The following is a 24,699-nucleotide window of genomic DNA, read 5'->3' on the forward strand; positions in this document are numbered from 1 at the left end:
TATATCCCAGCCTTTCATATAAAGGTATATTTAAATATATGTTGTTGTTTATGAGTATGCTTGTATGTTTTTGCTATATAGGATTATGTCCTTAATTTTAGAAGCTGTATTTGCTAATAAGGAGCATACAAATGGAGAATAAATACTTCTCTTCGTCATTGGAGGAGAAAAAGTTTGGAGAAGATAAAGGACTTAAGGTATTAGAGAAGATATGTGATGAGAAAATGAACAAAGGGAAGGATAGTGCACCGGATAAATCGATTTGTATGATTAGTTATATTGTATATTCACTCCTAAAACATATATATAATGTCCTAGGAGTAAATTTAAAATTTGTTTTAGAATTTGATTTTTAATGAATTCACTCTAGTTTTCTACTTTTTGAGGAACATAAGCATTGCTACCAGGTTTTGTTTTTATTTCATTCCAAGCAGCAATCGCATCAGCTTTTGCTTTTCCTTTATTATTTGGATCTTCGAAAAAGTCCCGAGTAAAGCGATTGTATTCAAATTGCGCGCTGATCGTTGTTTTATAAGTAGGATCTTTTTTTCGTTCGTTTTCTTCATACCAAAATGTTATCGCGTCTTCATATGTTTTTCCAACATTCTCTTTAAAAAACTTTTGAAGAGCTACTGTAAAGCGGAAGTTTGTTCCGATTTTTTCTTTGAAAAAAGCACGAACACCTTCGCTACAGCGGTGATTTTTAGTAATAATCGTTTGAAGAGAAAGGTCTTTATAAGAGAGGGGAGCTTTGCTCACTTTTTGCACAGAGCTGTTTTTTAAGACTTTCCCCGTAGTTAAATAATGTGAGATACGCTCGGTTATTTCGGTCTTAGAGCCACTAGCTGGCAAACCATGCTCGCGACAAAATGTTTGCAGTTCTGCTTTTAACCAATAATAGTTTTGAAAATCTTCAAGTGATATAGATTTTATTAAAGGTGGACGCATGAATATAACAACTTCTTTCTTCCATAATTTTCTTTAATTATAAAACGTATGTTCTCTTTGTGGAAGGATTAATTTGTAAATATAACAGGAAGAGGAGATTACATATGGAAAATGTAATGCAAGTTCGTGTTACGGGAATTTTAATTGAAGATGAAAAAGTATTGCTAGTAAAGCAAAAAGTGGCTAATCGCGATTGGTCTTTACCTGGAGGAAGGGTAGAGAATGGTGAAACGTTAGAAGAAGCGATGATTCGAGAAATGAGAGAAGAAACGGGATTAGAAGTTAAAATTAAGAAGCTACTCTATGTTTGTGATAAACCAGATGCTAGTCCATCTTTGTTACATATTACGTTTCTGCTTGAAAGGATTGAAGGTGAAATTACACTACCTTCTAACGAGTTCGATCATAATCCGATTCATGATGTGCAAATGGTACCGATTAACGAATTAAGTTATTATGGTTTTTCGGAAACTTTTATCAATCTTATAAGTGGCGGTTTTGCAAATGCAGGAAGTTATCAAGGGTTGAAACAACATATAGGCCTGTAAATATAGTTGAAGGATAGCCGTTAGCTATCCTTCATAAACATGTTTTACACTGCTGACTGTAAAGAAGAGACAAGCTGATTTAAAAACTCGTCCCCGTTCATCACCGATTTTCCGCCGCCGCGTGCACTCTTTTTATTTCCGCCACCTTTTCCTTCAATTGCAGGAAGAGCATCTTTTAAAAGAGCATTCATATCGAGCGTTACTGTTTTTCCGCAAGCGAGAATACATTGTAGTTTGTCATCATTTTCGATGACGAAATACGTAATTGCATGCTCTTGTTGTTCTGTAATGATAGCTGATAGTTTTGCAATTTCTTGCATAGAACGATCTGTAAATGCTTTAGAAATAAGTAACCCAGCATGTATTTCGGTGGGCTGTTGCAGTAATTCATTTGCCTCTGCAAATAATAATTTTTCATTCATTGTTTGTATTGTTTTTTCGTTTTCCTTTTGAGAGGTAAGAAGCTGTGCTACTTTTGCTGGGATATCAGTTTCGCTACTGTTTAATTGTTTGGAAACATCTTTCATAATTTGTTGCTGTTGCCCCATTAATTTAAGTGTACGCCAACCAGCGATAAAGGTTAAGCGTATACCACCTTTATTGCGCTCCCATCCTAGTACTTGAATAGAACCAACTTCACCAGTGCATTTCGGATGGGTTCCACCACAGCCATTGTAGTCGTAATTTTCGATAATAACAACACGTATATTCTCTGTCATAGTTGGTTCTTTACGAAGAGGTAATGTTTTTGCTTCTTCTAAGTTCATCCACTCTATACGGATTGGGTGGTTTTCAAAAACGATTTTATTGGCAATTTGTACTGCCTTTTCAACCGTTTCTGCATGCAGATTTTCTGTTTCTAAATCAATTGTTATCGTTTCTTTTCCAAGATGGAATCCAATCGTAGGTATGTTGAAATAGTCCCAAAAAACAGCAGATAAAATGTGCTGAGCTGCATGTTGCTGCATATGATCAAACCGGCGCTCCCAATTGATTTTACCTTCTACGTCTTCTGTGTGTAATTGTTCTGCAATGAAGTGGCGGATTTCTTCGTCGACTTCTTCAACATCAAGTACAGCAATACCATTTAAAGTTCCAGTGTCATGTGGTTGTCCGCCACCAGTCGGATAAAATGCGGTTTCGTTTAAAACAACGTATAAGTTACCGTCTTTATCATAATCTTGCTTTATAATTTTAGTAGTAAATTCTTGCTTATAAGCGTCAGTGTAATATAATTTGTGCTCCAATTTTCTTTCTCCTCTCGCATTAACTAGTTTCATTGTAAAGCAATTGAAATTAGTTTCCTAATATTTCAGAAGAAAGAAACTATTTTTAGAATTTTCTTGCTATAATAAGAAGAAAATGCGGGGGTGGAATAAATATGTTATATGAAAATGGCGTAGATAAACTGCTTAGTTTAAGCAAAAATATTTCTGAATTGTATCGAGAATTAAATGAAATGACCCGGATTTTAACGGATTGTAATCGAGAAAGTGTGAAGTTTGATCGGTTATATGTAAAAGAGTTACTTTGGAAGAAAGAAGATGTAATAGAGAAATATGACCAGCTACTTGTACAACTTTGTATTAACGAATGCTTTGATCTAAAAAGTGTCATTACAGGCGAATATAAGTATACATATGAAGAAGTGGAGAACATCGTTTTACAATTTAATGAGAAGTATAATGTTGCAATATTAATTAAAGATGTTTGTAAAGAATTACAGTTTACATATGGCATAGATATGGATATAACGAGAACAGCGCGGGTATCAACAGCGCAAGTATAAAAAGGGAAAAGAAAGCAGATCCTTTGCTTTCTTTTTTTATGTAAGAACAGGGAGAGTAGGTTTTTAAGATGAAGGGGAAGTTGCAAAATATTCATCCGTTAGGAATGACAATTATAATAGGGACTTTATTTGCGAGGTTCGCCACGTCAATGAGTATTCCTTTTTTAGCAATTTATTTAACGACTGTGAAAGGTGTATCAGCTGGAATGACAGGTGCTATTATCGGAACGAGTGCACTTGTTGGAGTGTTTGCTAGTTTTATCGGAGGGAATTTATCAGATCGATTCGGTCGAAATATGATTATAATATGGTCCATGATCGTTTGGGTCTTTGTATTCATTGGTTTTTCACTTGCAGATCATGTTTTAAGTTTCTTTTTATTAAATGCTTTGAATGGATTATGTAGGTCATTTTTTGAGCCAACATCAAGAGCGTTATTATCAGATTTAACGAAACCTGGGTATCGTTTACTCGTATATAATTTGCGTTACGGTGCAATCAATGTTGGAGTAGCGATTGGCCCACTTGTCGGGTTACAGATTGGAAGCGCAAAATCAACAATTCCGTTTTTAGTAGCAGCTGGAGTATACATTTTATATACAGCTATATTAGCGTTCCAATTTAAGAAGTATCCGATTGAAAAAAAGAAAGTAAATACAGAAAAGCCTGTCACAATGTTAAAGGCAATTCGTATTTTGCGAAAGGATGTCGTATTTTTAGTTGCACTAGTTGGTATTATTTTGAGTAATTGTGGTTTTTCTCATTTAACGACAACAGTATCTCAATATTTTGCAAATGCACATATATTTCAGGATGGAGTGAAATTATTTTCATATATGCTAGCTTTAAATGCGATTGTTGTAGTCGTAATTCAATACCCTGTTATTCAAATTTGTAAAAAGTATACACCGTTAGTATCCATTATGGTGGGAACTTTATTTGTGAGCGGAGGATTATTTGGATTTGGAGTAGTAGAATCTCTGCTAGGTGCTGCCGTTTGTACAATTATTTTTACAATTGGAGAAGTCTTAATGTTTTCAATGACGGATGTATTTATTGATGATATTGCTGTTGCGCATCTAAAAGGAACATACTTCGGTGCGATGGGTTTTTCGGGAATTGGAGCAGTAATAGGTCCGTGGTTTGGAGGAGTACTTCTCGATTACTACGGGTACCAAAATGGGTTTGCAGTATTTTCAGCACTAGCTATATTTTCAACTGTGGCATTTCCTGTGCTTTTAGTTACAAAAGATTTATCGAAAAAAAGATATGATAGAAATTCTAATATAGAGATGCATGCGGAATAACATGAGCCCCAGTACCAACTGGGGCTTATGTTTGTATTATATTGACTCTTAATTTGAAAAAAGAACTTTCTTTTCATGTTTATCAGCAACTTCATTTTTGGAAATATGAATGGCCAAAAAACCATTCTCTAAGCAGGCTAGCATCTTCTTATAAATAACATTAGCGGGTAAAGGAATAGTTCGCTGCAAAGAAATGTTTTTATGAAGTATGCAAATGTTTAGGCCTGTCTCCATCTTTTTAATGACTACATTTTGTTCATTGGCATTTGGTACATCTGTTTCCAAAATGTATTCTTGTTCAGTTTCGCAAAGGTCAATATGAATTTGATTTGGGAAACTAAAGTTACTACAAGAGTCAGAACAAAACTGATCCATCCATTCTTCGAAACCATCAACATGAAAAAGACAATCCTTCTTTTTCTTGCCCATGTAAGACACCCTCCGTAAAATCTCAATTCATACTATGTTATGCATGAATGAAGTAGGGGTGAAGAATAAATGGAAAAATATAAACATTGTATGTGGTAAAGGCAGCTATTGTGAACCTTTTGTTTTACATATCATGATGTGCATGATGTTTTTGGCGTGAATGGTTACGGTTTTTTACTTTATGAGATCCGCTTAATGGTTCAGGTTGTCCCTTTTTTTCTTTTGCTTCACGATTGTTTTTGCTCATTGTATGTGACACCTCCTCTTTCTCTTTAGAATGAGAGAAGTTTGCAAATTTATACGAGAATGTTTTTAGAAAAAAAGGTAAAGATAATTGGGACTAACTATTATGGAAAGGGGATTATATAATGCCATATCATAAAGATAAACAGCAAGCTTTTCAAGCAGCGCAGCAAGGAGTTACACAAGCAGAACATGCATATAACAACATTGTGAAAAATGATCCAAACTACGGTCATGATTTAAAAGAGTTACGCCAAGAGGTTCAGGAGGCGTATGAACAGATTCAAAATGCGTTAGAAGTAGCTTCGGAAACACAACGCCCACAACTTGAGCAATACGAAAATAATCTCCAAAATATTATGCAACATGTAGATCAATTAGAAAAGTAAATGAGGTTGTTGTGTATTTGACAACCTCTTACTTTAATGAACATTATGCGAAAACAGAAAATTTTTCTATTCGTTTTTTCTTTATTATGCGCAGTACATATATTTCAAGTTGAAAAAGTGGAAGCGAAAATGTTGCTCAGAAAAGAGCTAGAACCAACTGGCTATGTAACGTGGGAAGTACCTAATAATGAAAAGATTATTGCCATTACATTTGATGATGGCCCAGATCCAACTTATACACCGCAAGTTTTACATTTATTACGTCAATATAAAGCAGAAGCAACATTTTTTATGATTGGATTTCGAGTGCAGCGCAATCCATATTTAGTGAAACAGGTGTTAAAAGAGGGACATGAAATTGGAAATCATACGATGAATCATTTGTATGCGAGTAATTCATCAGATGAAAAATTAGAAAATGATATTTTAGATGGAAAGAAATTTTTCGAAAAATGGGTGAAAGAACCTTTGCTATTCCGTCCTCCTGGGGGATATATTAACGATGCTGTATTTAAAACAGCTAAAGAAGCTGGTTATCAAACCGTTCTATGGTCGTGGCATCAAGACCCGCGTGATTGGGCAAATCCAGGGGTTGAATCTATCGTAAATCATGTAGTGAAAAATGCTAAAAGTGGCGATATCGTATTGTTACATGATGGAGGAAATGATCGTAGTCAAACAGTAGCAGCGCTAGCAAAAATTTTACCTGAGCTAAAAAAACAAGGATATCGATTTGTAACGGTTTCGGAATTACTACGTTATAAACATTAGAAAAAATCCCAAAAGGAAAATGAACCTTTTGGGATTTTTCGTTACTGATTCTTTTTACGTTTCTTATTATTTTGTCGCTCTGCCGGAGTTAAAGGCTCATTTGCAAACTCTTCGTTATAACCAGCACCTTGTCCTTGTGCGGATGCTGCATTCATTCCTGAAATAGTATGATTTGCTTTTCTTTTACCCATTTTATTTCACCTCTATAACATTTTTTTGTATGTTGAATGATGAGCAGTTCATAGTGTGTATGAACTATAAGTAAAGCGCTAATAGAGCACTTTACTTTATGGTAATAGTATTCATAAGGAGCATAAACACTATTCAAATTTAGAAACATAAAGAAAACTTATGATAATCTATAAGTTTCTTATTATTTACTTATTTAGAAAGTTGTAATAAGATATTATCGTAAGGTATTGAAAAGTTTGTCTACATTTTATATTCAGACAACTTAGTCACGTTTAACAGGGGGGAAACATAATGGTCAAACATAATCCATTTCAATCACGTGCAACTTTTGAAGTAGATGGAAAAACGTATCATTATTATGATTTGAAAGCGCTTGAAAATGCAGGGGTTGGCAACGTATCTCAATTACCATATTCCGTGAAAGTTTTACTTGAATCGGTACTTCGTCAAGTAGACGGACGTGTAATTACAGAAGAGCATGTTACAAATTTAGCGAAATGGGGAACGAAAGATGTGCAAGATATCGATGTTCCATTTAAACCATCTCGTGTAATTTTACAAGATTTCACTGGTGTACCAGCTGTTGTTGATTTGGCTTCGCTTCGTAAAGCAATGGCAGACATGGGTGGAGATCCTGATAAAATCAATCCAGAAATTACTGTAGATCTTGTAATTGATCACTCTGTACAGGTTGATAGAGCGGGTACGGCAGACGCGCTTGCATTCAACATGGACTTAGAGTTTAAACGTAATGAAGAACGTTATAAATTTTTAAGCTGGGCACAAAAATCATTTGATAACTATCGTGCAGTTCCACCAGCTACAGGTATTGTACACCAAGTAAACCTTGAATATTTAGCACCAGTTGTTCATGCTGTGAAAAATGCTGAAGGTGACTTAGTTGCATACCCAGATTCATTAGTTGGAACAGACTCACATACAACAATGATTAACGGTATCGGCGTTCTTGGATGGGGTGTTGGTGGTATTGAAGCAGAAGCAGGAATGCTTGGACAGCCTTCATACTTCCCAGTACCTGAAGTAATCGGTGTGAAATTAACAGGTACACTTCCAAGTGGTACTACAGCAACTGACGTTGCCTTAAAAGTAACGCAAGTATTACGTCAAAAAGGTGTAGTTGGTAAATTCGTTGAGTTCTTCGGTAATGGACTAAAGAGCATGCCTTTAGCTGACCGTGCAACAATTTCAAACATGGCACCAGAATACGGCGCAACTTGTGGATTCTTCCCAATCGATGATATTTCATTAGAATACTTACGTTTAACAGGTAGAGATGAAGAACAAATTCGCGTTGTTGAAGAATACTGTAAAGCGAACGGTTTATTCTATACAGCAGACAGTAAAGATCCAATCTATACTGATCTTGTAGAAATTGATTTAAATACAATCGAATCTAACCTTTCTGGACCGAAACGCCCACAAGATTTAATTCCACTTTCAGATATGAAAGATGCGTTCCACGAAGCTGTTATAGCACCAGTTGGAACACAAGGACTTGGATTTAATGAGCAAGAGTTCGATAAAGAAGTGAAGGTTACATTAGAAGATAAAGAAGTAACGATGAAAACAGGTGCAATTGCAATCGCAGCAATTACAAGCTGTACAAACACATCAAACCCATACGTATTAATTGGAGCAGGTCTAGTTGCGAAGAAAGCAATTGAAAAAGGACTTGTAGTACCTGAGTATGTAAAAACATCATTAGCACCAGGATCTAAAGTTGTTACAGAGTACTTAGATAAGTCTGGTTTAACAACATATTTAGATCAATTAGGTTTCCAAACAGTTGGTTACGGTTGTACGACTTGTATCGGTAACTCTGGTCCATTAGCGCCAGAATTAGAAGAAGCAATCGCAGCAAACGACTTACTAGTAACATCTGTTTTATCTGGTAACCGTAACTTTGAAGGGCGTATCCACCCACTTGTAAAAGCAAACTACTTAGCATCACCACCACTAGTTGTGGCATATGCACTTGCAGGTACTGTTGATATTGACCTGAAAAATGATGAAATCGGTAAAGATGCAAATGGCAATGCTGTTTACTTCAACGATATTTGGCCATCAGCTAAAGAAATTGAAGATGTAGTTCAAAGTGTTGTTACATCTGAACTGTTCAAGAAAGAATATGCACAAGTATTTAACAGCAATGAGCGTTGGAATGAAATCCAAACTTCAAATGAAGCGTTATATACTTGGGATAATGATTCAACATACATTCAAAACCCACCATTCTTTGAAGGATTATCTAAAGAGCCAGGTGAAGTTGAAACATTATCAGGCCTACGCGTAGTTGGTAAATTTGGTGACTCTGTAACGACAGACCACATTTCACCAGCAGGTTCAATCGGTAAGCATACACCAGCTGGACGCTACTTATTAGAAAACGGCGTACAACCAGTTGACTTCAATTCTTACGGTTCTCGTCGTGGTAACCATGAAGTTATGATGCGTGGTACATTCGCGAACATCCGTATTAAGAACCAAATCGCACCAGGAACAGAAGGCGGATATACAACATATTGGCCAACAGGTGAAGTAACGTCTATCTATGATGCTGCTATGAAATATAAAGAAGATGGCACAGGCCTTCTAGTTGTTGCTGGTAAAGATTACGGTATGGGAAGTTCTCGTGACTGGGCTGCGAAAGGAACAAACTTACTAGGTATTAAAGCAGTAATTGCAGAAAGCTTTGAGCGTATTCACCGCAGTAACTTAGTGTTAATGGGTGTACTACCACTTCAATTTAAAGATGGCGAAAGTGCTGAAACGTTAGGTCTTGTTGGTAACGAGTCATTTGAAATTCAAATCGACAAAACAGTTAGACCACGCGATCTTGTGAAAGTAGTTGCAACTGATGCAGATGGCAATGAAAAACAATTTGAAGTAGTAGCTCGTTTCGATAGTGAAGTAGAAATTGACTACTACCGTCACGGTGGTATTCTGCAAATGGTTCTTCGTGAGAAAATTGAAGAGTCTAAAGTGTCGAACTAAATAATTGAAATGAATAATAAGGAAGCTAACAATAGTTAGCTTCCTTATTTTATGGAAAGGGATGAAACCATATGGTTTCATCCCTTTCTTTTTTACTACGAAAAATGGAGGAAACGTCATGAAAGAATATAAAAGAATTTTGTTACCGTTACAGAAAGAAAAAATATTAGTAATAGCAGCTGTATGCAGTGGGCTTTTTGCAGCTATTTTAAATCTCTCCCGTCCACTATTCATGGGACTAATTGTAGATAACCTGATTCAACGAGAGCTGAAAGGAGCGTATCTTTACATTACTTTGTTTACAGCTAGCCGTTTGTTGATGTGGGTGAACAATCTTTCATTTGATTATGTAAGCTCAAAAGCGAGTCAGCGAATATTACGAGAGAAGCGTATAGATGTATTGCGCCAATTTTTCCTATTACCGTTTGAAGAGAGTGAGAAAATCAAACAAGGAGAGTTAGAAACTTTGGTCGTGTCTGATATTCCGAACTGGGTCAGATTATATGGCTCTATATTAATAGAATATATACACGCTATTGCCCAATTTATTGGAGCTTTCATAGCACTACAACATATAGATATACAGTTTATATTGTGGGTAACTCCGTTTTTATTTTTAAGTACAATTGTTCCAATACTGATGGGAGAAAAGGTAAGAGATATTGCAAGCGTTTCTCAAAAAAATCACTCAAGTGTTGTAGAGATGGTGTCACAGTTTGTAAAGGGGATACAAGATTTGCGGAGTTTACAAAAAGAAAAATGGGCAATTCGCTTATTTAAAAGAGTAACGGCACAATCGTATAAATGAGAAGTAAAGAAGACGATGATGCAACATTGCATTGGAGTAGTTGGAACGGTGATTGAAACAGGAGCATATATTGTTGTTCTCATTATAGGTGCACAAAAAATAATGAGGGGAGAAATAGAAGTTGGTTCACTCATTGCAGTGTTAGCGACAATTGAGATGCTCTTTTTCCCTGTCCGTTATGTGGGCGATTTATTAATAATGACACAAGTTGCAGTCGCTTCGGCAAATAGAGCTTTTTGCTTTTTAAATAAACGAGCAGTAGATAGCAATGTAGAAAGAGCGATGGGAATCAGGATAACAAATGTTTCATTTCAGGAGAATGACGAAGAGAAATGCAGAATTCATAATATTGATTTGCAAATTCGTCCTGGTGAACTCGTTATGATTGTGGGAGAAAGCGGTGCAGGAAAAACAACGCTTTTAAAGTTAATAACGGGCTTGTATAAACCATCTAACGGTAGCATTGCTTATTATGGTAATGAAGCTCGTATGACTACAGTGTGGCAAGAACCACGTTTTTTCCGAACGACGGTAACAGAGAATATGTATTTCGGGGAAGAGGGTTTAGAAAATCAGTTAGAAAAAAATAGTGAACTTATAAATGTAACGCCGATTATTAGAGGGTTACCTGAAGGGAGTCAAACTGTGCTACATAAAAGCGGTGAAGAGTTTTCGGGAGGCGAAAGAAAACGTCTTGCATTATTGCGCGCGATTGTATCAAATCCAACTCTTATTATTTTAGATGAACCGACGGCTGGGTTAGATCCGGGCAATCAAGAACTGGTTTGGAATATGATTGAAGGGATAGGAAGAGATGTAACGAGAATTGTGGCAACACATGATGTAGAGAGGGTGGTACTAGCAGATCGTATTGTCATAATGAAAGAAGGAAATATTGTTGCATGTGAGGGTCCAGAAAAATTAATACATAGTCATTCATTTTTTAAGAGATGTGAATAAAGATAAGAGCAATGCTCTAATCTTTATTCAGTGTCATTTAGTTGATACTCGATAGATTCGGAGTGATTTAGATCAACGTTAAAAGTAGCAGTCATAAGGAAAGTGGCAATTCCAAGAATTAAGAAAAGGACGAATGAGACTAGAGAGACGTAGAGACAAATACGTCCTATTTTCTTTTTTTCAAGATCTTTACTAAAGAGTGAAATGATCCATGTAATAATACCGACTGGGTATAAAAGAAAACTAAGAATATATAATGTTGTTTTTTCGAATGAATTCATAAACAATCCCCTTTTGTTGTAGGTTTATAACTATGAGAGGAAAAAGGTGAATGGGTCCATAATTAGATAAGCAACACTTCATCTGCTTTTCTAATTATATGATAAAATTGCACTTTTAATAAGAATATTCTAATTATTTCGATTGTGAATATTTCCAAGCTTGTCCGTATAAGCTAAAATAAGGTATATAGTATTTTGATGAATGTGTTAAAAGAAGATAATACGTTAGGGTGATATAAAATGTGGCGGAAGCTTACGATTATTGTAGTGTTACTTTGTTTAGCGGGATATGCAGCTTATGAACAGTTTGGTCATAAAGAGCAGGCGGTAAAAGTGAAGCAAGAAAAAAGTGAAGCTGCTATGAAAGAGATGATTGCAAGTAATGGTATTGAAATAGGGAAGAGTGCACCAGACTTTACATTAACGAATTTAGATGGAACGAATGTAAAGTTATCAGATTTAAAAGGAAAGAAAGTGATTGTAAACTTTTGGGCAACGTGGTGTGGACCATGTCAGCAAGAAATGCCGGATATGGAAGCTTTCTATAAAGAACATAAAGAGAACGTAGAAATTTTAGCAATAAATTATACGCCTTCAGAAAAAGGTGGGGGAGTAGAAAAGGTAAGCAATTTTGCTAAAGAAAAAGGAATTACTTTTCCTATTTTATTGGACAAGAACATTGATGTGACAACAGCTTATAAAGTAATTACGATTCCAACTTCGTATTTTATAGATACAAAAGGTGTCATTCAAGATAAGTTTATTGGGCCGATGACGCAAAAAGAGATGGAGAAAAGAGTTGCTAAATTAAAATAATGGTGAAAAGGTAGAGGTGGAGAGTTCCCATTTCTGCCTTTTCTTTTTCAAGTAGTAATAACTTCATGATATGATGTAAGAAATATAAACGTTTAGAGATAAAGGAGTGTATGGAGTGGGGAATGTATCCTTACCGTTAGATTATGTTGTAATTGATTTTGAAACAACAGGATTTAACCCTTATAATGATAAAATTATTCAAGTTGCAGCAGTGAAATATCGTAATCATGAATTAGTAGATCAATTTGTTTCATACGTGAATCCAGAGCGGCCAATTCCGGACCGAATAACGAGTTTAACAGGTATTACTAATTATCGCGTTTCAGATGCACCGACGATTGAAGAAGTGTTACCTTTATTTTTAGCATTTTTACATACAAATGTTATTGTGGCCCATAATGCTTCTTTTGATATGCGCTTTTTGAAAAGTAATGTAAATATGCTTGGGTTGCCTGAACCTAAAAATAAAGTAATTGATACTGTATTTTTAGCAAAGAAATACATGAAGCATGCGCCTAATCATAAACTTGAAACGTTAAAACGAATGCTGGGAATTCGTTTAAGCTCTCATAATGCATTTGACGATTGCATTACGTGTGCTGCTGTTTATCAAAAGTGTGCAGCTATTGAAGAAGAAGGGAAACGAAAAGTAAATAAGGCTATGCTTGATGAAACTGCGGTATATGAAGCGGTGAAAGAAATACTTGCATGTAATAAACGTAATGTAGAATGGCTACGTTGTATGAACGTAGGAAGTTATTTAGATATAAAAGCTTTTTATCCAGTTATGAGATTAAAGGTAAAAGGGCGAAAGAAATATGTATTAACAGAGATATTAGAAGAAGATGTGAAAGAAATATGTACAAGTTTAAAATGTGAACCGGCGTTAAAAAGTGAAGTTGGTAATACGAGAATTATGCTTAATAGCTTAGAGGATGTTATGAAATTAGAAAGTTATATTTTAGAGCAGTATGATTTTGTATTACAGGCGCTTCATGATTATAAAGAAAATGAAATGAATGCAGATGAAAAGTTGAAAGAGTATTTAAATATTATGGTATAAAAAACTCCGTGTGCAATATATTGTACACGGAGTTTTTTTAGGAGTACTAAAACATAAAATTTTCTTGCAAATCTGATTAAAGAGTTTTTTGTTTGCTCATACTATGTAATAAGAAAGCGAAGGAGAGAGGGTGAACAACATGAGAAGAAGTCGCCGTAAATCGTTTGAAGAACTTGTAAATGAAAATAAACAACAATTATTAAGCGATCGTGAGGCAATTGATCGCATTGAAGAGCGCATTGAAAAACGTTATGAAATGAAACTTTTTAAGCAAGCTGAATAATTCTTAACACTAGTACGATACTAGTGTTAAGGAGGCGATAGTAATGGGTAATCCGAAAAAAAATTCAAAAGACTTTGCACCGAATCATATTGGAACACAATCAAAAAAAGCTGGTGGAAATAAAGGAAAGCAAATGCAAGATCAAACAGGTAAACAACCGATTGTTGATAATGGTTAAAGAAAAGGAGAATATTACATTCTCCTTTTTTATGTATAAATTTGAGGAAAGATAGGTAATTTAAGATGGTGTGTATATACAATATTAGGAGGGAAGTACATGCCAAATCCAGATAATCGAAGTGACAACGCTGAAAAGTTACAAGAAATGGTGCAAAATACAGTTGATAACTTTAATGAAGCAAAAGAAACAGCGGAACTTTCTAATGAAAAAGATCGTGCTGCTATTGAAGCAAAAAATCAAAGACGTTTAGAAAGTATTGACTCATTAAAAAGTGAAATCAAAGATGAATCTTAACAAAATGTACAAAAAGGGCTGACTTTTGTCAGCCCTTTTTCGTAATCGTAAAGTTTTCAACAAGTAAACGCCAATTTTGTGGAAATGGCAAGCCAATCTTCCAATAACTAATACCGCCAATGCCCTGCTCTTTCATTAAATTGAATTTACTTTGAATAGACCTCGCATCTTCAAACCAAACTTCATGTTGTACGCCATTTTCGTCAAAGTAATTAAAATGTGGAGCTTGAGCTGTGAAATCATAGCGGATAGGAACATTATATTTACGAGCAAGTGCAACAGCTGCGACAGAGCTAACTGCTTTTGCTGGTGGATTCCCTTGTTTGAACGGAAGTTTCCAATCGAATCCGTATAAGTTTTGCCCCATCATAATTTTTTGGGGAGGCATTTGAGATTTTGCGTATTGAAGTACTTCTTTTACAGGACCGATAGGAGAGATTGCCATTGGTGGCCCGCCCTGCCAACCCCAGTCATATGTCATAATGACGACGAAATCAACAATTTGCCCTTGCGCTTTATAATCATGGGCTTCGAAAAATTTTCCCTTTTGATTTGAACTTGTTTTCGGTACGAGAGTTGTGCTTAATGTGTACCCGCTAGGTAAGCGTGTTTTTACATTTCGTAAAAAGCGATTATACGCCTCGCGGTCTTCGGGTGCTATACTCTCGAAATCGAAATGAATGTCTCGCATGCCATATTTTTCAGCTGTTTGCAAAATGTTAGTAATAAATTTGTTTTGAATCGTTGCGTCGCGTAAAATAACCGATGTTAGATCGGCACTGAAATTACCATTTTCAATATTTGTAATAACGAGCATAGGGATTGTTTGCCCTTGCGTTGCAATATTAGCAATTTTAGCTGTTTCAGTAGGTTCTTTTAATGTGCCATCTCTTTTTGCCTCAAAACTAAAATAAGCTAAATATGTTAAAAATGGATTGATGGCACGTGTAGCATTAACTAAACTCTCTTTAATCGGTATAGTGGAAGGTTGTAAATAAGCGATGGATTCTACAGCTCGTTTTGTGCCTTTTGGTACATATAATTGTTGTCCGACATGGAGAATAGATTTTAAAGATAAATTATTAACTTTAGCTAAACTAGCGAGGGGGACATTATATGTTTGAGAAATCCGATAGAGGCTGTCACCAGGCTGTACATAATAATTATTTCCTTTCGTATTAACGATAAGTGCCTGACCAACAACGAGCGTTTCAGCGGGATTTAGTCCATTGTCTTTTACTATTTCGTCAGGTGTTGATCCATATTTTGATGCCAAGCTATATACGCTATCACCGCTACGAACCGTTACAATTTGAATCATATGCTTGCTCCTTTCGGGAAAAGATTCACTATTTTTATTTTATTTTTGATGTCACTGTATTATGATTAAATGTATGCAAGGTAGCAGAAGTGAAAGAAGGCGAATATACATATGTTTGTAGCAGAACATGAAGTTGAAATCCGTTATGCGGAAACAGATCAAATGGGTGTTGTTTACCATTCAAACTACTTAGTGTGGCTTGAGTTAGGTCGCACGAAACTTATACAAGATTTAGGTTTTTCATATGTTGAAATGGAGAAAGAAGGAATTATTTCTCCTGTGTTAGATTTACAAATTTCATACCGTAAAGCGATGCGTTACGGAGAAAAAGCAATCGTAAAAACATGGGTAGATACTGTCAGCCCACTTCGCGTTGTATATGGATATGAAATATATAATGGTGATGGTGAACTTTGTATTACTGCAAGTACGACGAATATTTGTGCGAAAAAAGAAGGGTTCCGCCCTGTATCATTTAAAAAGTTATATCCTGAGTGGTATGCGAAATATGAGGAAATTAAGAAAAAATAAAAAAGCGTGGCAGAAGCCACGTTTTTTTATTTTTCATAATTAAATTGTGGGAAGTCGTCACCTTCGTTAAGTGTAACAGATAAATTATGTCCATCGAAGAACCATTCATCATCGCCTTCAATAAAGAAGTTAATACCTTCTTCTTGAATTTGAACAGCAGGATGTGCAGGATCATCTTTACGAATCCCTAAAGAAAGTCCTTTTTGCACAGTACTGCAACCACCGTATTGTACGAAAAAGCGTAGTGTTTCATTTGATTGTAAGTTTAATTCATTTTTATACCATTGTGCTGCTTCTTTTGTTACGGAAAGATTCATGTATAGTTCCTCCAAATTATGTTGCTTTTTCTTTAGTATAAAAAATAACGCAAAAAGACGCTATTAATATGCTTCACGTTTTCTTTTTGCGTTATGTGGGTTACGATCTTATTTTTGCTTTTTTGAAAAGTTTGCTTTTGGTTCAGTTTTATTTATAATTCGTCCGATATTTGCACGGTGTTTATAAATAACCATACCTGCTAATAAACACATCGCAATAATGAAGATTTTATCCCCGCTAACAATGGATGCAATAACAGCAACAACTGCTGTTACCATAGAAGAAAGTGATACGTATCTTGTTGTAAATAAAAGGGTGAAAAATACAACAGCCAATATTGCAAAAACAACTGGTGAATAGCATAATAGCACCCCAGCAGAAGTTGCAACTGCTTTACCACCGCGGAATTTCGCGAAGATTGGATAGACATGTCCAAGAACAGCCGCTAACCCGAACCATAGTGGATGAATATCTAATCCGAAAATCATTGGTAGACTTGTTGCTAATGTCCCTTTTAAAATGTCAGCAATTGTAACGGTAAAACCTGCTTTTTTCCCTAATGTGCGGAATGTGTTTGTTCCGCCTAGATTACCGCTCCCGTGCTCACGAATATCGATTCCGTAGCCGATTTTTCCAACAACTAGTGCAAATGGAATCGAGCCAAGTAAGTAGGCAACGATAAATAAAAGATATGTAGTAACCATAAGTTCAGTCTCCTTTATTCAAATGTGTTGATAAAGGGTAAAAAGAGTTTTTCCCGTATATTGTACCATACATTTGTAAAGAGCACATTTCTTTTTTGTAAATGAAAAATTCATTATTTCGTGAAAAAAATTTCACAGTAATGTTACATTTCTCACAGAAACAGTAAGACTATATGTAGTAACATTTTAATCAAAAGATAACAACATATTGGTGGAGGGTTATAAATGTTACAAAATAATACACGTGGAGAAGAAGAATTAATGAAAGTGTTCGAGACAATAGTCCACGGCAATGAACAAGATTTAATGCAAGAAAATGCAAATGTAGACGGCCGCTCTCCAATGGGCGTAATGGGAACGTTCGCATCTGAGAGTGCAAAATATTATGCTGTTGAGAATTTATTGTCAGATCAAGTGAAAAAAGCGATAAATGAAAATATATTATATCCACATGATTTAGATTTTTATGCGACAGGAACGACGACTTGTTCACAAATTCCGTTAGCACAAATGCTTGCTAACGGTTTTCATACTGGACATGGACATATGAGACAACCGCAAGACATTAAAAGTGCATTGGCTCTTTCGTCTATTATTTTTCAAGCGAATCAAAATATGCAGCATGGTGGTCAATCGTTTGCACTCTTTGATATTGATTTAGCACCTTATGTACGAAAAACAATTGAGAGACATAAAAAACGATTACAATCATATCCGCTTACGAAAGAACAAATAGAAGAATTTGCATGGAAAGAAACGGAAAATGATACGTATCAAGCGTGTGAGGCTTTCGTTCATAATTCGAATAGTATGCATAGTAGGGGCGGAGGACAAGTACCGTTTATTTCTATTAATTATGGAACCGATACATCAAAAGAAGGAAGAATGTTAATTAAACAACTTTTAAAAGCGACACAAGCTGGACTTGGTAAAGGAGAGACACCGATTTTTCCGATTCAAATTTTCAAGATGAAAAAAGGTGTGAATTTTGAAGAAAGTGATCCGAACTACGATTTATTTGAATTAGCATTAGAGACAACGGCAGAGCGATTATTCCCTAACTTTTCATTTTTAGATGCTCCGTTTAATGCAGTGCATTATGATGGAAGACCGGAAAGTGAAGTATGTTACATGGGATGTCGTACCCGTGTTATGTCTAATATACATGGAGAAGAAACAGCGATTGGTAGAGGGAATTTATCATTTACGTCTATTAATTTAGTGAAATTAGCGTTAATTAGTGGTTCAAAAGAAGCGTTTTTTGAAGCGCTAAACTATTATTTAGATTTAGGAATTAAGCAGCTATTAGAAAGATATGCGTATCAATGTACGAAGCGAGCAAGAGATTTTCAGTTTTTATATTCACAAGGTGTATGGCGTGGTGGAGAAACGTTGCAGCCTGAAGACTCCGTAGCCTCGATTTTAAAACAAGGGACGTTAAGTATTGGTTTTATCGGTCTTGCGGAATGTTTAGTAGCTTTAACAGGAAAGCATCATGGGGAAGATGGAGAATCATGGAAACTTGGGTATGAAATTATTTCCTTTATGAGAGATAGAATGGATAAAGCGACAGAAGAACATCAACTGAATTTCTCAGTAATTGCAACTCCAGCAGAAGGATTATCAGGAAAGTTTGTGAAAAAAGATAGAGAAGAATTTGGCGTGATTAGCGGTATAACGAACCATAATTACTATACGAATTCATTCCATATTCCAGTTTATTATAACATTCAAGCGATAAATAAAATCCGTTTAGAAGGCCCGTTCCATGCTCTCTGTAATGGAGGACACATTACTTATATTGAACTAGATGGAGCAGCAATGCATAACAAAAAGGCATTAAAACAAATTGTACAAGCCATGGCAGAACATGGCATTGGATACGGTTCAATTAATCATCCTGTTGACCGTTGTAAGTGCTGTAGTTATCACGGGGTTATTGGGAATGAATGTCCAAGTTGCGGGAATAAAGATGAGGCTAATATAGAAAGAATTCGCCGTATAACAGGCTATCTTGTAGGAGATATGTCGAAGTGGAATAGTGCGAAACGTAGTGAAGAGATAGATCGGGTGAAACATAAATGAAAGTGATGAATATTATTCATGATAGTGTAGTAGATGGAGAAGGATTGCGGACAGTCGTGTTTTTTGCGGGCTGTCCGCATCGTTGCGTTGGTTGCCATAATCCGAAATCGTGGAATATTTGCAATGGAACGGAAATGACAGTAGAAGAAATTGTGAAAGAGATTGCAAGTAATCCATTAACTGATGTAACATTTTCAGGTGGAGATCCATTTTTTCAAGCTGCTGAAGTGAAAAAGGTAGCAAAAATCGTGAAAGATTTGAAAAAAAACCTATGGATGTATACAGGTTATACGTTAGAAGAGATACAGAGTTCTCAAAATAATGATATGATAGAGTTGTTACATTATGGGGATGTTTTAGTCGATGGAAGGTTTGAAATTGAGAAAAAAGATTTAACACTTCCATTTCGCGGAAGCTCCAATCAACGTATTATTCGATTGAAAGAGTAAAAAGGCGGGATAGATTATATGAACAAAACAGTATTGCTTGTTGAAGATGAAAGAAGATTACGTGAAATTGTTAGTGATTATTTTCGTAATGAAGGCTTTGAAGTAATCGAAGCAGAAGATGGAAAAAAAGCGTTAGAGTTATTTGCAGAGCATGAAATTGATTTAATTATGTTAGATATTATGTTACCGGAAATAGATGGATGGTCTGTTTGTAGAAGAATTAGAAAAGAATCAGCAGTACCAATTATTATGTTGACAGCACGTTCGGATGAGGATGATACATTGCTAGGTTTCGAATTAGGTGCAGACGAGTATGTAACGAAACCATTTAGCCCGAAAGTATTAGTAGCTCGCGCAAAGACGTTATTGAAACGTGCGGATGGTGCGGTAGGAGTAGCGGAAGAAAATGCTATGTCTTTAGCTGGAATAGAAGTAAATCGTCTATCTAGAACTGTTTTAGTAGATGGAGAAGAAATTATATTGACACATAAAGAATTTGAACTTCTTGTGTATTTAATGGAGAACAAAGGAATCGTGTTATCACGTCAACATTTATTAGATCAGTTATGGGGATATGACTATTACGGTGATGACAGAACGGTTGATACCCATATTAAAAAACTTCGAAATAAGCTAGGAGATAAAGCGAAGCATATCGGTACTGTTATTCGAGTTGGTTATAAATTTGAAGAATAATCTAGAACGATTTGTGTAATTTAGCCTAGGGAAATGGCGATTTTATACTCTCTTTTGAAGGTAGAATGTACAAAAAATACTTTTTTTGTCTACAATGTTAGATAGGAGTATTTTTTTAATTAGATTTCACGATGAGTTCACAAGAAGGACACAAAACGTGACTATACTGAAAATACGAATTCACCAGAGAGGGGAAATAAAACATGGGATATTACGACGGACCAAATTTAAATGAAGAGCATAGTGAAACGAGAGAAGTGAGAAAATCAGGTAGTAAAAAAGGCTATTTCTTCACAGGTTTAGTGGGGGCTGTAGTCGGAGCGGTTTCGATTAGTTTTGCAGCACCATATATGCCATGGGCTCAAAATAATGGAGCGCCAGTATCATCATTTAGTTCGGATTCAAAAGTAGAAGGTACTGTAGTTCCTGTTGTAAATAAAGCGAAAAATGAAACTGATTTACCTGGTATGATTGAAGGGGCGAAAGATGTTGTTGTAGGTGTTATTAATATGCAACAAAGTGTTGATCCATTTGCAATGCAACCGACAGGTCAAGAACAACAAGCTGGTTCAGGATCAGGTGTTATTTATAAAAAAGCAGGGAATAAAGCATATATCGTAACAAACAACCATGTAGTGGATGGAGCAAATAAACTTGCTGTGAAGCTGAGCGACGGAAAGCAAGTTGATGCGAAATTAGTTGGTAAGGACCCTTGGTTAGACTTAGCGGTTGTTGAAATTGATGGATCTAATGTAAATAAAGTTGCAACTTTAGGTGATTCTAGTAAAATCCGTGCGGGTGAAAAAGCCATTGCAATCGGTAACCCACTAGGGTTTGATGGAAGTGTAACGGAAGGTATAATTAGTAGTAAAGAACGTGAAATTCCAGTTGATATTGATGGCGATAAACGACCAGATTGGCAAGCACAAGTTATTCAAACAGATGCAGCGATTAACCCTGGTAACAGTGGTGGTGCATTATTTAACCAAAATGGTGAAATAATTGGGATTAACTCAAGTAAAATTGCACAACAAGAAGTTGAAGGAATTGGTTTTGCTATTCCAATTAATATCGCAAAGCCAGTTATTGAATCACTTGAAAAAGACGGAGTAGTGAAACGTCCAGCCCTTGGAGTAGGTGTCGTTTCATTAGAAGACGTGCAAGCTTATGCAGTCAATCAATTGAAAGTACCGAAAGAAGTAACTAATGGTGTTGTATTAGGTAAAATTTACCCAATATCACCGGCTGAAAAAGCTGGTTTAGAGCAATATGATATTGTAGTAGCATTAGATAATCAAAAAGTAGAGAATGCTCTTCAATTCCGTAAATATTTATATGAAAAGAAAAAAGTAGGCGAGAAAGTAGAAGTTACATTCTACCGTAACGGTCAAAAAATGACGAAATCGGCTACTTTAGCAGATAATTCAGCTACAAAGAATCAATAATCGAAATAAAAGAAAGTCTCTTTCATATTGAAAGAGACTTTCTTTATCGGCTATACTAAAGGAATAGGAGGGATTAATTATGACAATTGAAAACCCAACTCGTACGGAAATTGGTGAAGTGTTAAAGAAAAGCAAAACAATTGCGGTTGTTGGATTATCAGATAAGCCAGAACGTACATCGTATATGGTTTCAAAAGCAATGCAAGATGCTGGATACCGCATTATTCCAGTTAATCCAACAGTAGATGAGGTGCTTGGAGAAAAGGCAGTTTCTTCATTAAAGGATATTAAGGAACACGTTGACATAGTAAATGTATTTCGTCGCTCAGAGTTTTTAATGGATGTTGCAAAAGAATTCGTAGAGATTGATGCAGATGTTTTTTGGGCACAATTAGGAGTACAAGATGAGGATACATATAAACTTTTAAAAGAAAAAGACTATACTGTAATAATGGATCGTTGTATTAAAGTAGAACATGCGATGACAAAATAGTATAGATTTAAAGGTAGAAAGATTGATTCAGCCCTCATTATAGATAAGTAGGGCCGATGAACGAGGTGTTCATCATGAGATTTTTTAAAGGCTGTTTTTGGGGATTGTTATTTGTAATCCCATTTTGGATCTTGATCATTTGGATCATAATAAAGGTTTGGAATGTGTAATCTTGGAATACATATCCATTTCTCGTTGACAAACGATTATTTTTCTGAAATAGTAGCCTAGAGGAATCCTTGTGAGAAAACAAGGATTTTTCTATTGAAAATGGTATATAAAAGAGATAAGATAACTTGCCAAAACTATAGTCGAGGCGTTATTCTATAATAGAAACATATGTTCTGATTTTGGATTAGGAAAGGGGCAAGGAGTTTGGCGAAGCATCAGTTCCAATATAATGAAGATGCGATTCAAGTGTTAGAAGGACTTGAAGCCGTTCGAAAACGCCCGGGTATGTATATCGGGAGCACGGACAGCCGTGGATTGCATCATTTAGTATATGAAATAGTAGATAACTCCGTTGACGAAGCGTTAGCGGGATTTGGCGACGAAATTTCAGTCGTAATACATAAAGATAATAGTATTAGCGTTATAGATAAAGGGCGAGGAATGCCTACGGGAATGCATAAACTTGGGAAACCTACACCTGAAGTTATTTTAACTGTACTTCATGCCGGTGGTAAGTTTGGTCAAGGTGGTTACAAAACGAGTGGTGGTTTGCACGGTGTTGGGGCATCGGTTGTAAATGCCTTATCAGAATGGTTAGTCGTAACGATTAAGCGTGACGGAAATATTTACGAACAACGCTTTGAAAATGGCGGTGTTCCTGTAACGACGCTTGAGAAAATCGGGAAGACGAAAGAGTCTGGTACTACGATGCATTTCAAACCAGATACAACGATTTTCAGCACAACAAATTATAATTATGAAACATTATGTGAGAGATTACGTGAATCTGCATTCTTATTAAAAGGAATGAAAATCTCAATAAAAGATGAACGAAATGATTTAGAGGATGTATTTCATTATGAAACGGGAATTGAAGCTTTCGTTTCATATTTAAACGAAGAAAAAGATTCCATTCATCCAGTTGTATATTTCACTGGTGAACAAAATGGAATTGAAGCAGAACTAGCATTTCAATTTAACGATGGCTACTCAGAAAACATTTTATCGTTTGTAAATAACGTACGTACAAAAGATGGTGGAACACACGAAGCTGGATTTAAAACAGCGATGACGCGTGTGTTTAACGAGTATGCTCGTAAAGTAGCACTATTAAAAGAAAAAGATAAAAACTTAGAAGGCACAGATATTCGTGAAGGTGTAGCGGCTATCGTTTCGGTACGTGTACCAGAAGAAGTGCTTCAGTTTGAAGGGCAAACGAAAGGGAAACTAGGTACAAGTGAAGCGCGTTCTTCAATTGATGCCATTGTATCTGAGCATTTAGCATACTTTTTAGAAGAAAATCCTGATGTAGCTACACTTCTTGTGAGAAAAGCAATTAAAGCAGCACAAGCCCGTGAAGCAGCCCGTAAAGCAAGAGAAGAAGCGCGTAGTGGTAAGAAAAAGAAAAAATCAGAAGGTACGTTAAGCGGGAAATTAACACCTGCACAATCACGTAACCCGCAAAAAAATGAACTGTACCTAGTAGAGGGTGACTCTGCCGGTGGTTCTGCGAAACAAGGACGAGACCGACGTTTCCAGGCCGTATTACCGTTACGTGGTAAAGTAATTAATACAGAAAAAGCAAAGCTTGCTGATATCTTTAAAAATGAAGAGATTAATACAATCATTTATGCGATTGGCGGCGGTGTAGGAAATGAATTTGATGTTGAAGATATTAACTACGATAAAGTTGTAATTATGACCGATGCCGATACGGATGGGGCTCATATTCAAGTATTGTTATTAACGTTCTTCTACAGATATATGAAGCCACTTATCGAAGCTGGTAAAGTGTTTATCGCACTTCCTCCTTTATACAAAGTAAGTAAAGGAAAAGGTAAGAGTGAGGTAATTGAATACGCTTGGTCAGATGAGGAATTAGACGGTGTAACGAAAAAAGTTGGAAAAGGCTATATGTTACAACGTTATAAAGGACTTGGTGAAATGAATGCGGATCAATTATGGGAAACAACAATGAATCCTGAAACGCGTACATTAATTCGCGTGAAAATTGATGATGCAGCAAGAGCAGAGCGTCGCGTTACCACATTAATGGGCGATAAAGTAGAACCGCGCCGTAAATGGATTGAACGTAATGTACAGTTTGGTATGCAAGAAGAAGGAAATATTTTAGAAAATGAAATGATTATGGAGACGGAGGTGGAATAA

Annotated in this window: 28 protein-coding genes and 1 pseudogene; 20 read left to right on the forward strand and 9 right to left on the reverse strand. The window is 35.9% G+C overall.

The window, feature by feature from the left end; translation table 11 throughout:
* Positions 1-131 precede the first annotated feature (131 nt).
* Positions 132-356: a hypothetical protein gene (locus tag ACTFR8_RS14565; RefSeq protein ID WP_100619795.1), complete on the forward strand. Its 225-nt coding sequence runs from the start codon at positions 132-134 to the stop codon at positions 354-356.
* Between the two features lie 10 nt (positions 357-366).
* Here the strand turns inward: ACTFR8_RS14565 and ACTFR8_RS14570 are convergent, their stop codons facing one another.
* A complete protein-coding gene (locus tag ACTFR8_RS14570) occupies positions 367-948 on the reverse strand; it encodes a DUF6434 domain-containing protein (protein ID WP_001247720.1) in 582 nt (193 codons plus the stop codon).
* Positions 949-1,052: 104 nt separating this feature from the next.
* Here ACTFR8_RS14570 and ACTFR8_RS14575 point away from each other — a divergent pair, with 104 nt between their 5' ends.
* Positions 1,053-1,496 (forward strand): NUDIX hydrolase, encoded by a 444-nt coding sequence (locus tag ACTFR8_RS14575; RefSeq protein ID WP_000432562.1) that lies wholly within the window; start codon positions 1,053-1,055, stop codon positions 1,494-1,496.
* A 44-nt stretch (positions 1,497-1,540) separates the two neighbouring features.
* Here the strand turns inward: ACTFR8_RS14575 and ACTFR8_RS14580 are convergent, their stop codons facing one another.
* Positions 1,541-2,743, reverse strand: a complete 1,203-nt coding sequence (locus ACTFR8_RS14580) for a serine-tRNA(Ala) deacylase AlaX (RefSeq protein WP_000400391.1) — start codon at positions 2,741-2,743, stop codon at positions 1,541-1,543.
* A gap of 134 nt (positions 2,744-2,877) precedes the next feature.
* Between ACTFR8_RS14580 and ACTFR8_RS14585 the strand changes: the two genes are divergently transcribed.
* Both ACTFR8_RS14585 and ACTFR8_RS14590 read left to right on the forward strand, forming a co-directional pair.
* Positions 2,878-3,285 carry a hypothetical protein gene (locus ACTFR8_RS14585; RefSeq protein ID WP_000965133.1) on the forward strand — a complete coding sequence of 136 codons (408 nt, stop codon included), beginning with the start codon at positions 2,878-2,880 and terminating at the stop codon, positions 3,283-3,285.
* A 68-nt stretch (positions 3,286-3,353) separates the two neighbouring features.
* Positions 3,354-4,592: an MDR family MFS transporter gene (locus ACTFR8_RS14590; RefSeq protein WP_100619794.1), complete on the forward strand. Its 1,239-nt coding sequence runs from the start codon at positions 3,354-3,356 to the stop codon at positions 4,590-4,592.
* 48 nt (positions 4,593-4,640) lie between these two features.
* Here the strand turns inward: ACTFR8_RS14590 and ACTFR8_RS14595 are convergent, their stop codons facing one another.
* Complete coding sequence (locus tag ACTFR8_RS14595; protein WP_000516730.1) at positions 4,641-5,021, reverse strand: Hsp20/alpha crystallin family protein; 381 nt, start codon at positions 5,019-5,021, stop codon at positions 4,641-4,643.
* Between the two features lie 124 nt (positions 5,022-5,145).
* Positions 5,146-5,268, reverse strand: a complete 123-nt coding sequence (locus ACTFR8_RS14600; RefSeq protein WP_000042141.1) for a small acid-soluble spore protein P — start codon at positions 5,266-5,268, stop codon at positions 5,146-5,148.
* A gap of 121 nt (positions 5,269-5,389) precedes the next feature.
* On the opposite strand from ACTFR8_RS14600, the gene ACTFR8_RS14605 reads away from it, so the two are divergent.
* Both ACTFR8_RS14605 and pdaB read left to right on the forward strand, forming a co-directional pair.
* Positions 5,390-5,653, forward strand: coding sequence for a hypothetical protein (locus ACTFR8_RS14605; RefSeq protein ID WP_001146293.1), 264 nt, complete (start codon positions 5,390-5,392; stop codon positions 5,651-5,653).
* 45 nt (positions 5,654-5,698) lie between these two features.
* Positions 5,699-6,424, forward strand: coding sequence for a polysaccharide deacetylase family sporulation protein PdaB (gene pdaB, locus ACTFR8_RS14610; RefSeq protein ID WP_030027157.1), 726 nt, complete (start codon positions 5,699-5,701; stop codon positions 6,422-6,424).
* A 41-nt stretch (positions 6,425-6,465) separates the two neighbouring features.
* Here pdaB and sspO read toward each other — a convergent pair whose 3' ends face one another.
* Positions 6,466-6,615, reverse strand: a complete 150-nt coding sequence (sspO, locus tag ACTFR8_RS14615) for an acid-soluble spore protein SspO (RefSeq protein WP_000518053.1) — start codon at positions 6,613-6,615, stop codon at positions 6,466-6,468.
* 292 nt (positions 6,616-6,907) lie between these two features.
* Between sspO and acnA the strand changes: the two genes are divergently transcribed.
* Positions 6,908-9,631: an aconitate hydratase AcnA gene (gene acnA / locus ACTFR8_RS14620; protein WP_003315645.1), complete on the forward strand. Its 2,724-nt coding sequence runs from the start codon at positions 6,908-6,910 to the stop codon at positions 9,629-9,631.
* Positions 9,632-9,749: 118 nt separating this feature from the next.
* A pseudogene (locus tag ACTFR8_RS14625) lies at positions 9,750-11,399 on the forward strand (ABC transporter ATP-binding protein).
* Between the two features lie 23 nt (positions 11,400-11,422).
* On the opposite strand, the gene ACTFR8_RS14630 reads toward ACTFR8_RS14625, so the two are convergent.
* On the reverse strand, positions 11,423-11,680 hold the full coding sequence (locus ACTFR8_RS14630) for a hypothetical protein (protein ID WP_001083887.1): 258 nt from the start codon (positions 11,678-11,680) through the stop codon (positions 11,423-11,425).
* Between the two features lie 240 nt (positions 11,681-11,920).
* On the opposite strand from ACTFR8_RS14630, the gene ACTFR8_RS14635 reads away from it, so the two are divergent.
* From ACTFR8_RS14635 to tlp, 5 genes are all read left to right on the forward strand, one after another.
* Entirely contained in the window at positions 11,921-12,496 is a 576-nt protein-coding gene (locus tag ACTFR8_RS14635; RefSeq protein ID WP_000269055.1) for a peroxiredoxin family protein, read from the forward strand.
* 115 nt (positions 12,497-12,611) lie between these two features.
* Positions 12,612-13,559 carry a 3'-5' exonuclease gene (locus ACTFR8_RS14640; RefSeq protein ID WP_000528755.1) on the forward strand — a complete coding sequence of 316 codons (948 nt, stop codon included), beginning with the start codon at positions 12,612-12,614 and terminating at the stop codon, positions 13,557-13,559.
* A gap of 139 nt (positions 13,560-13,698) precedes the next feature.
* Positions 13,699-13,842, forward strand: coding sequence for an FbpB family small basic protein (locus ACTFR8_RS14645; RefSeq protein ID WP_001254703.1), 144 nt, complete (start codon positions 13,699-13,701; stop codon positions 13,840-13,842).
* Between the two features lie 43 nt (positions 13,843-13,885).
* Positions 13,886-14,020, forward strand: a complete 135-nt coding sequence (gene sspN, locus ACTFR8_RS14650) for an acid-soluble spore protein SspN (RefSeq protein WP_000527987.1) — start codon at positions 13,886-13,888, stop codon at positions 14,018-14,020.
* Positions 14,021-14,119: 99 nt separating this feature from the next.
* Entirely contained in the window at positions 14,120-14,317 is a 198-nt protein-coding gene (gene tlp / locus ACTFR8_RS14655) for a small acid-soluble spore protein Tlp (RefSeq protein WP_001133511.1), read from the forward strand.
* A gap of 28 nt (positions 14,318-14,345) precedes the next feature.
* Here the strand turns inward: tlp and ACTFR8_RS14660 are convergent, their stop codons facing one another.
* Positions 14,346-15,638, reverse strand: coding sequence for a glycosyl hydrolase family 18 protein (locus tag ACTFR8_RS14660; protein WP_000614861.1), 1,293 nt, complete (start codon positions 15,636-15,638; stop codon positions 14,346-14,348).
* Positions 15,639-15,749: 111 nt separating this feature from the next.
* Here ACTFR8_RS14660 and ACTFR8_RS14665 point away from each other — a divergent pair, with 111 nt between their 5' ends.
* On the forward strand, positions 15,750-16,169 hold the full coding sequence (locus ACTFR8_RS14665; RefSeq protein WP_000495812.1) for an acyl-CoA thioesterase: 420 nt from the start codon (positions 15,750-15,752) through the stop codon (positions 16,167-16,169).
* Between the two features lie 26 nt (positions 16,170-16,195).
* Here the strand turns inward: ACTFR8_RS14665 and ACTFR8_RS14670 are convergent, their stop codons facing one another.
* On the reverse strand, positions 16,196-16,486 hold the full coding sequence (locus tag ACTFR8_RS14670; RefSeq protein WP_001054453.1) for a HesB/YadR/YfhF family protein: 291 nt from the start codon (positions 16,484-16,486) through the stop codon (positions 16,196-16,198).
* Positions 16,487-16,594: 108 nt separating this feature from the next.
* Positions 16,595-17,191: a glycerol-3-phosphate 1-O-acyltransferase PlsY gene (gene plsY, locus ACTFR8_RS14675; protein ID WP_000258974.1), complete on the reverse strand. Its 597-nt coding sequence runs from the start codon at positions 17,189-17,191 to the stop codon at positions 16,595-16,597.
* 225 nt (positions 17,192-17,416) lie between these two features.
* On the opposite strand from plsY, the gene ACTFR8_RS14680 reads away from it, so the two are divergent.
* From ACTFR8_RS14680 to parE, 6 genes are all read left to right on the forward strand, one after another.
* Positions 17,417-19,276 carry an anaerobic ribonucleoside triphosphate reductase gene (locus ACTFR8_RS14680; protein ID WP_030027129.1) on the forward strand — a complete coding sequence of 620 codons (1,860 nt, stop codon included), beginning with the start codon at positions 17,417-17,419 and terminating at the stop codon, positions 19,274-19,276.
* Positions 19,273-19,725: an anaerobic ribonucleoside-triphosphate reductase activating protein gene (nrdG, locus tag ACTFR8_RS14685; protein ID WP_000867078.1), complete on the forward strand. Its 453-nt coding sequence runs from the start codon at positions 19,273-19,275 to the stop codon at positions 19,723-19,725. Before ACTFR8_RS14680 ends, nrdG begins: the two co-directional genes overlap by 4 nt.
* A gap of 18 nt (positions 19,726-19,743) precedes the next feature.
* A complete protein-coding gene (locus ACTFR8_RS14690; protein WP_001044679.1) occupies positions 19,744-20,421 on the forward strand; it encodes a response regulator transcription factor in 678 nt (225 codons plus the stop codon).
* A gap of 203 nt (positions 20,422-20,624) precedes the next feature.
* A complete protein-coding gene (locus ACTFR8_RS14695; protein WP_030027123.1) occupies positions 20,625-21,866 on the forward strand; it encodes a S1C family serine protease in 1,242 nt (413 codons plus the stop codon).
* A gap of 79 nt (positions 21,867-21,945) precedes the next feature.
* A complete protein-coding gene (locus ACTFR8_RS14700) occupies positions 21,946-22,359 on the forward strand; it encodes a CoA-binding protein (protein WP_000151390.1) in 414 nt (137 codons plus the stop codon).
* A 375-nt stretch (positions 22,360-22,734) separates the two neighbouring features.
* Positions 22,735-24,699, forward strand: a complete 1,965-nt coding sequence (gene parE, locus ACTFR8_RS14705; protein WP_001062202.1) for a DNA topoisomerase IV subunit B — start codon at positions 22,735-22,737, stop codon at positions 24,697-24,699.

Origin of the sequence: Bacillus cereus group sp. MYBK15-3, assembly GCF_051916765.1 — a bacterium.
Taxonomy (GTDB): Bacteria; Bacillota; Bacilli; order Bacillales; family Bacillaceae_G; genus Bacillus_A; species Bacillus_A cereus.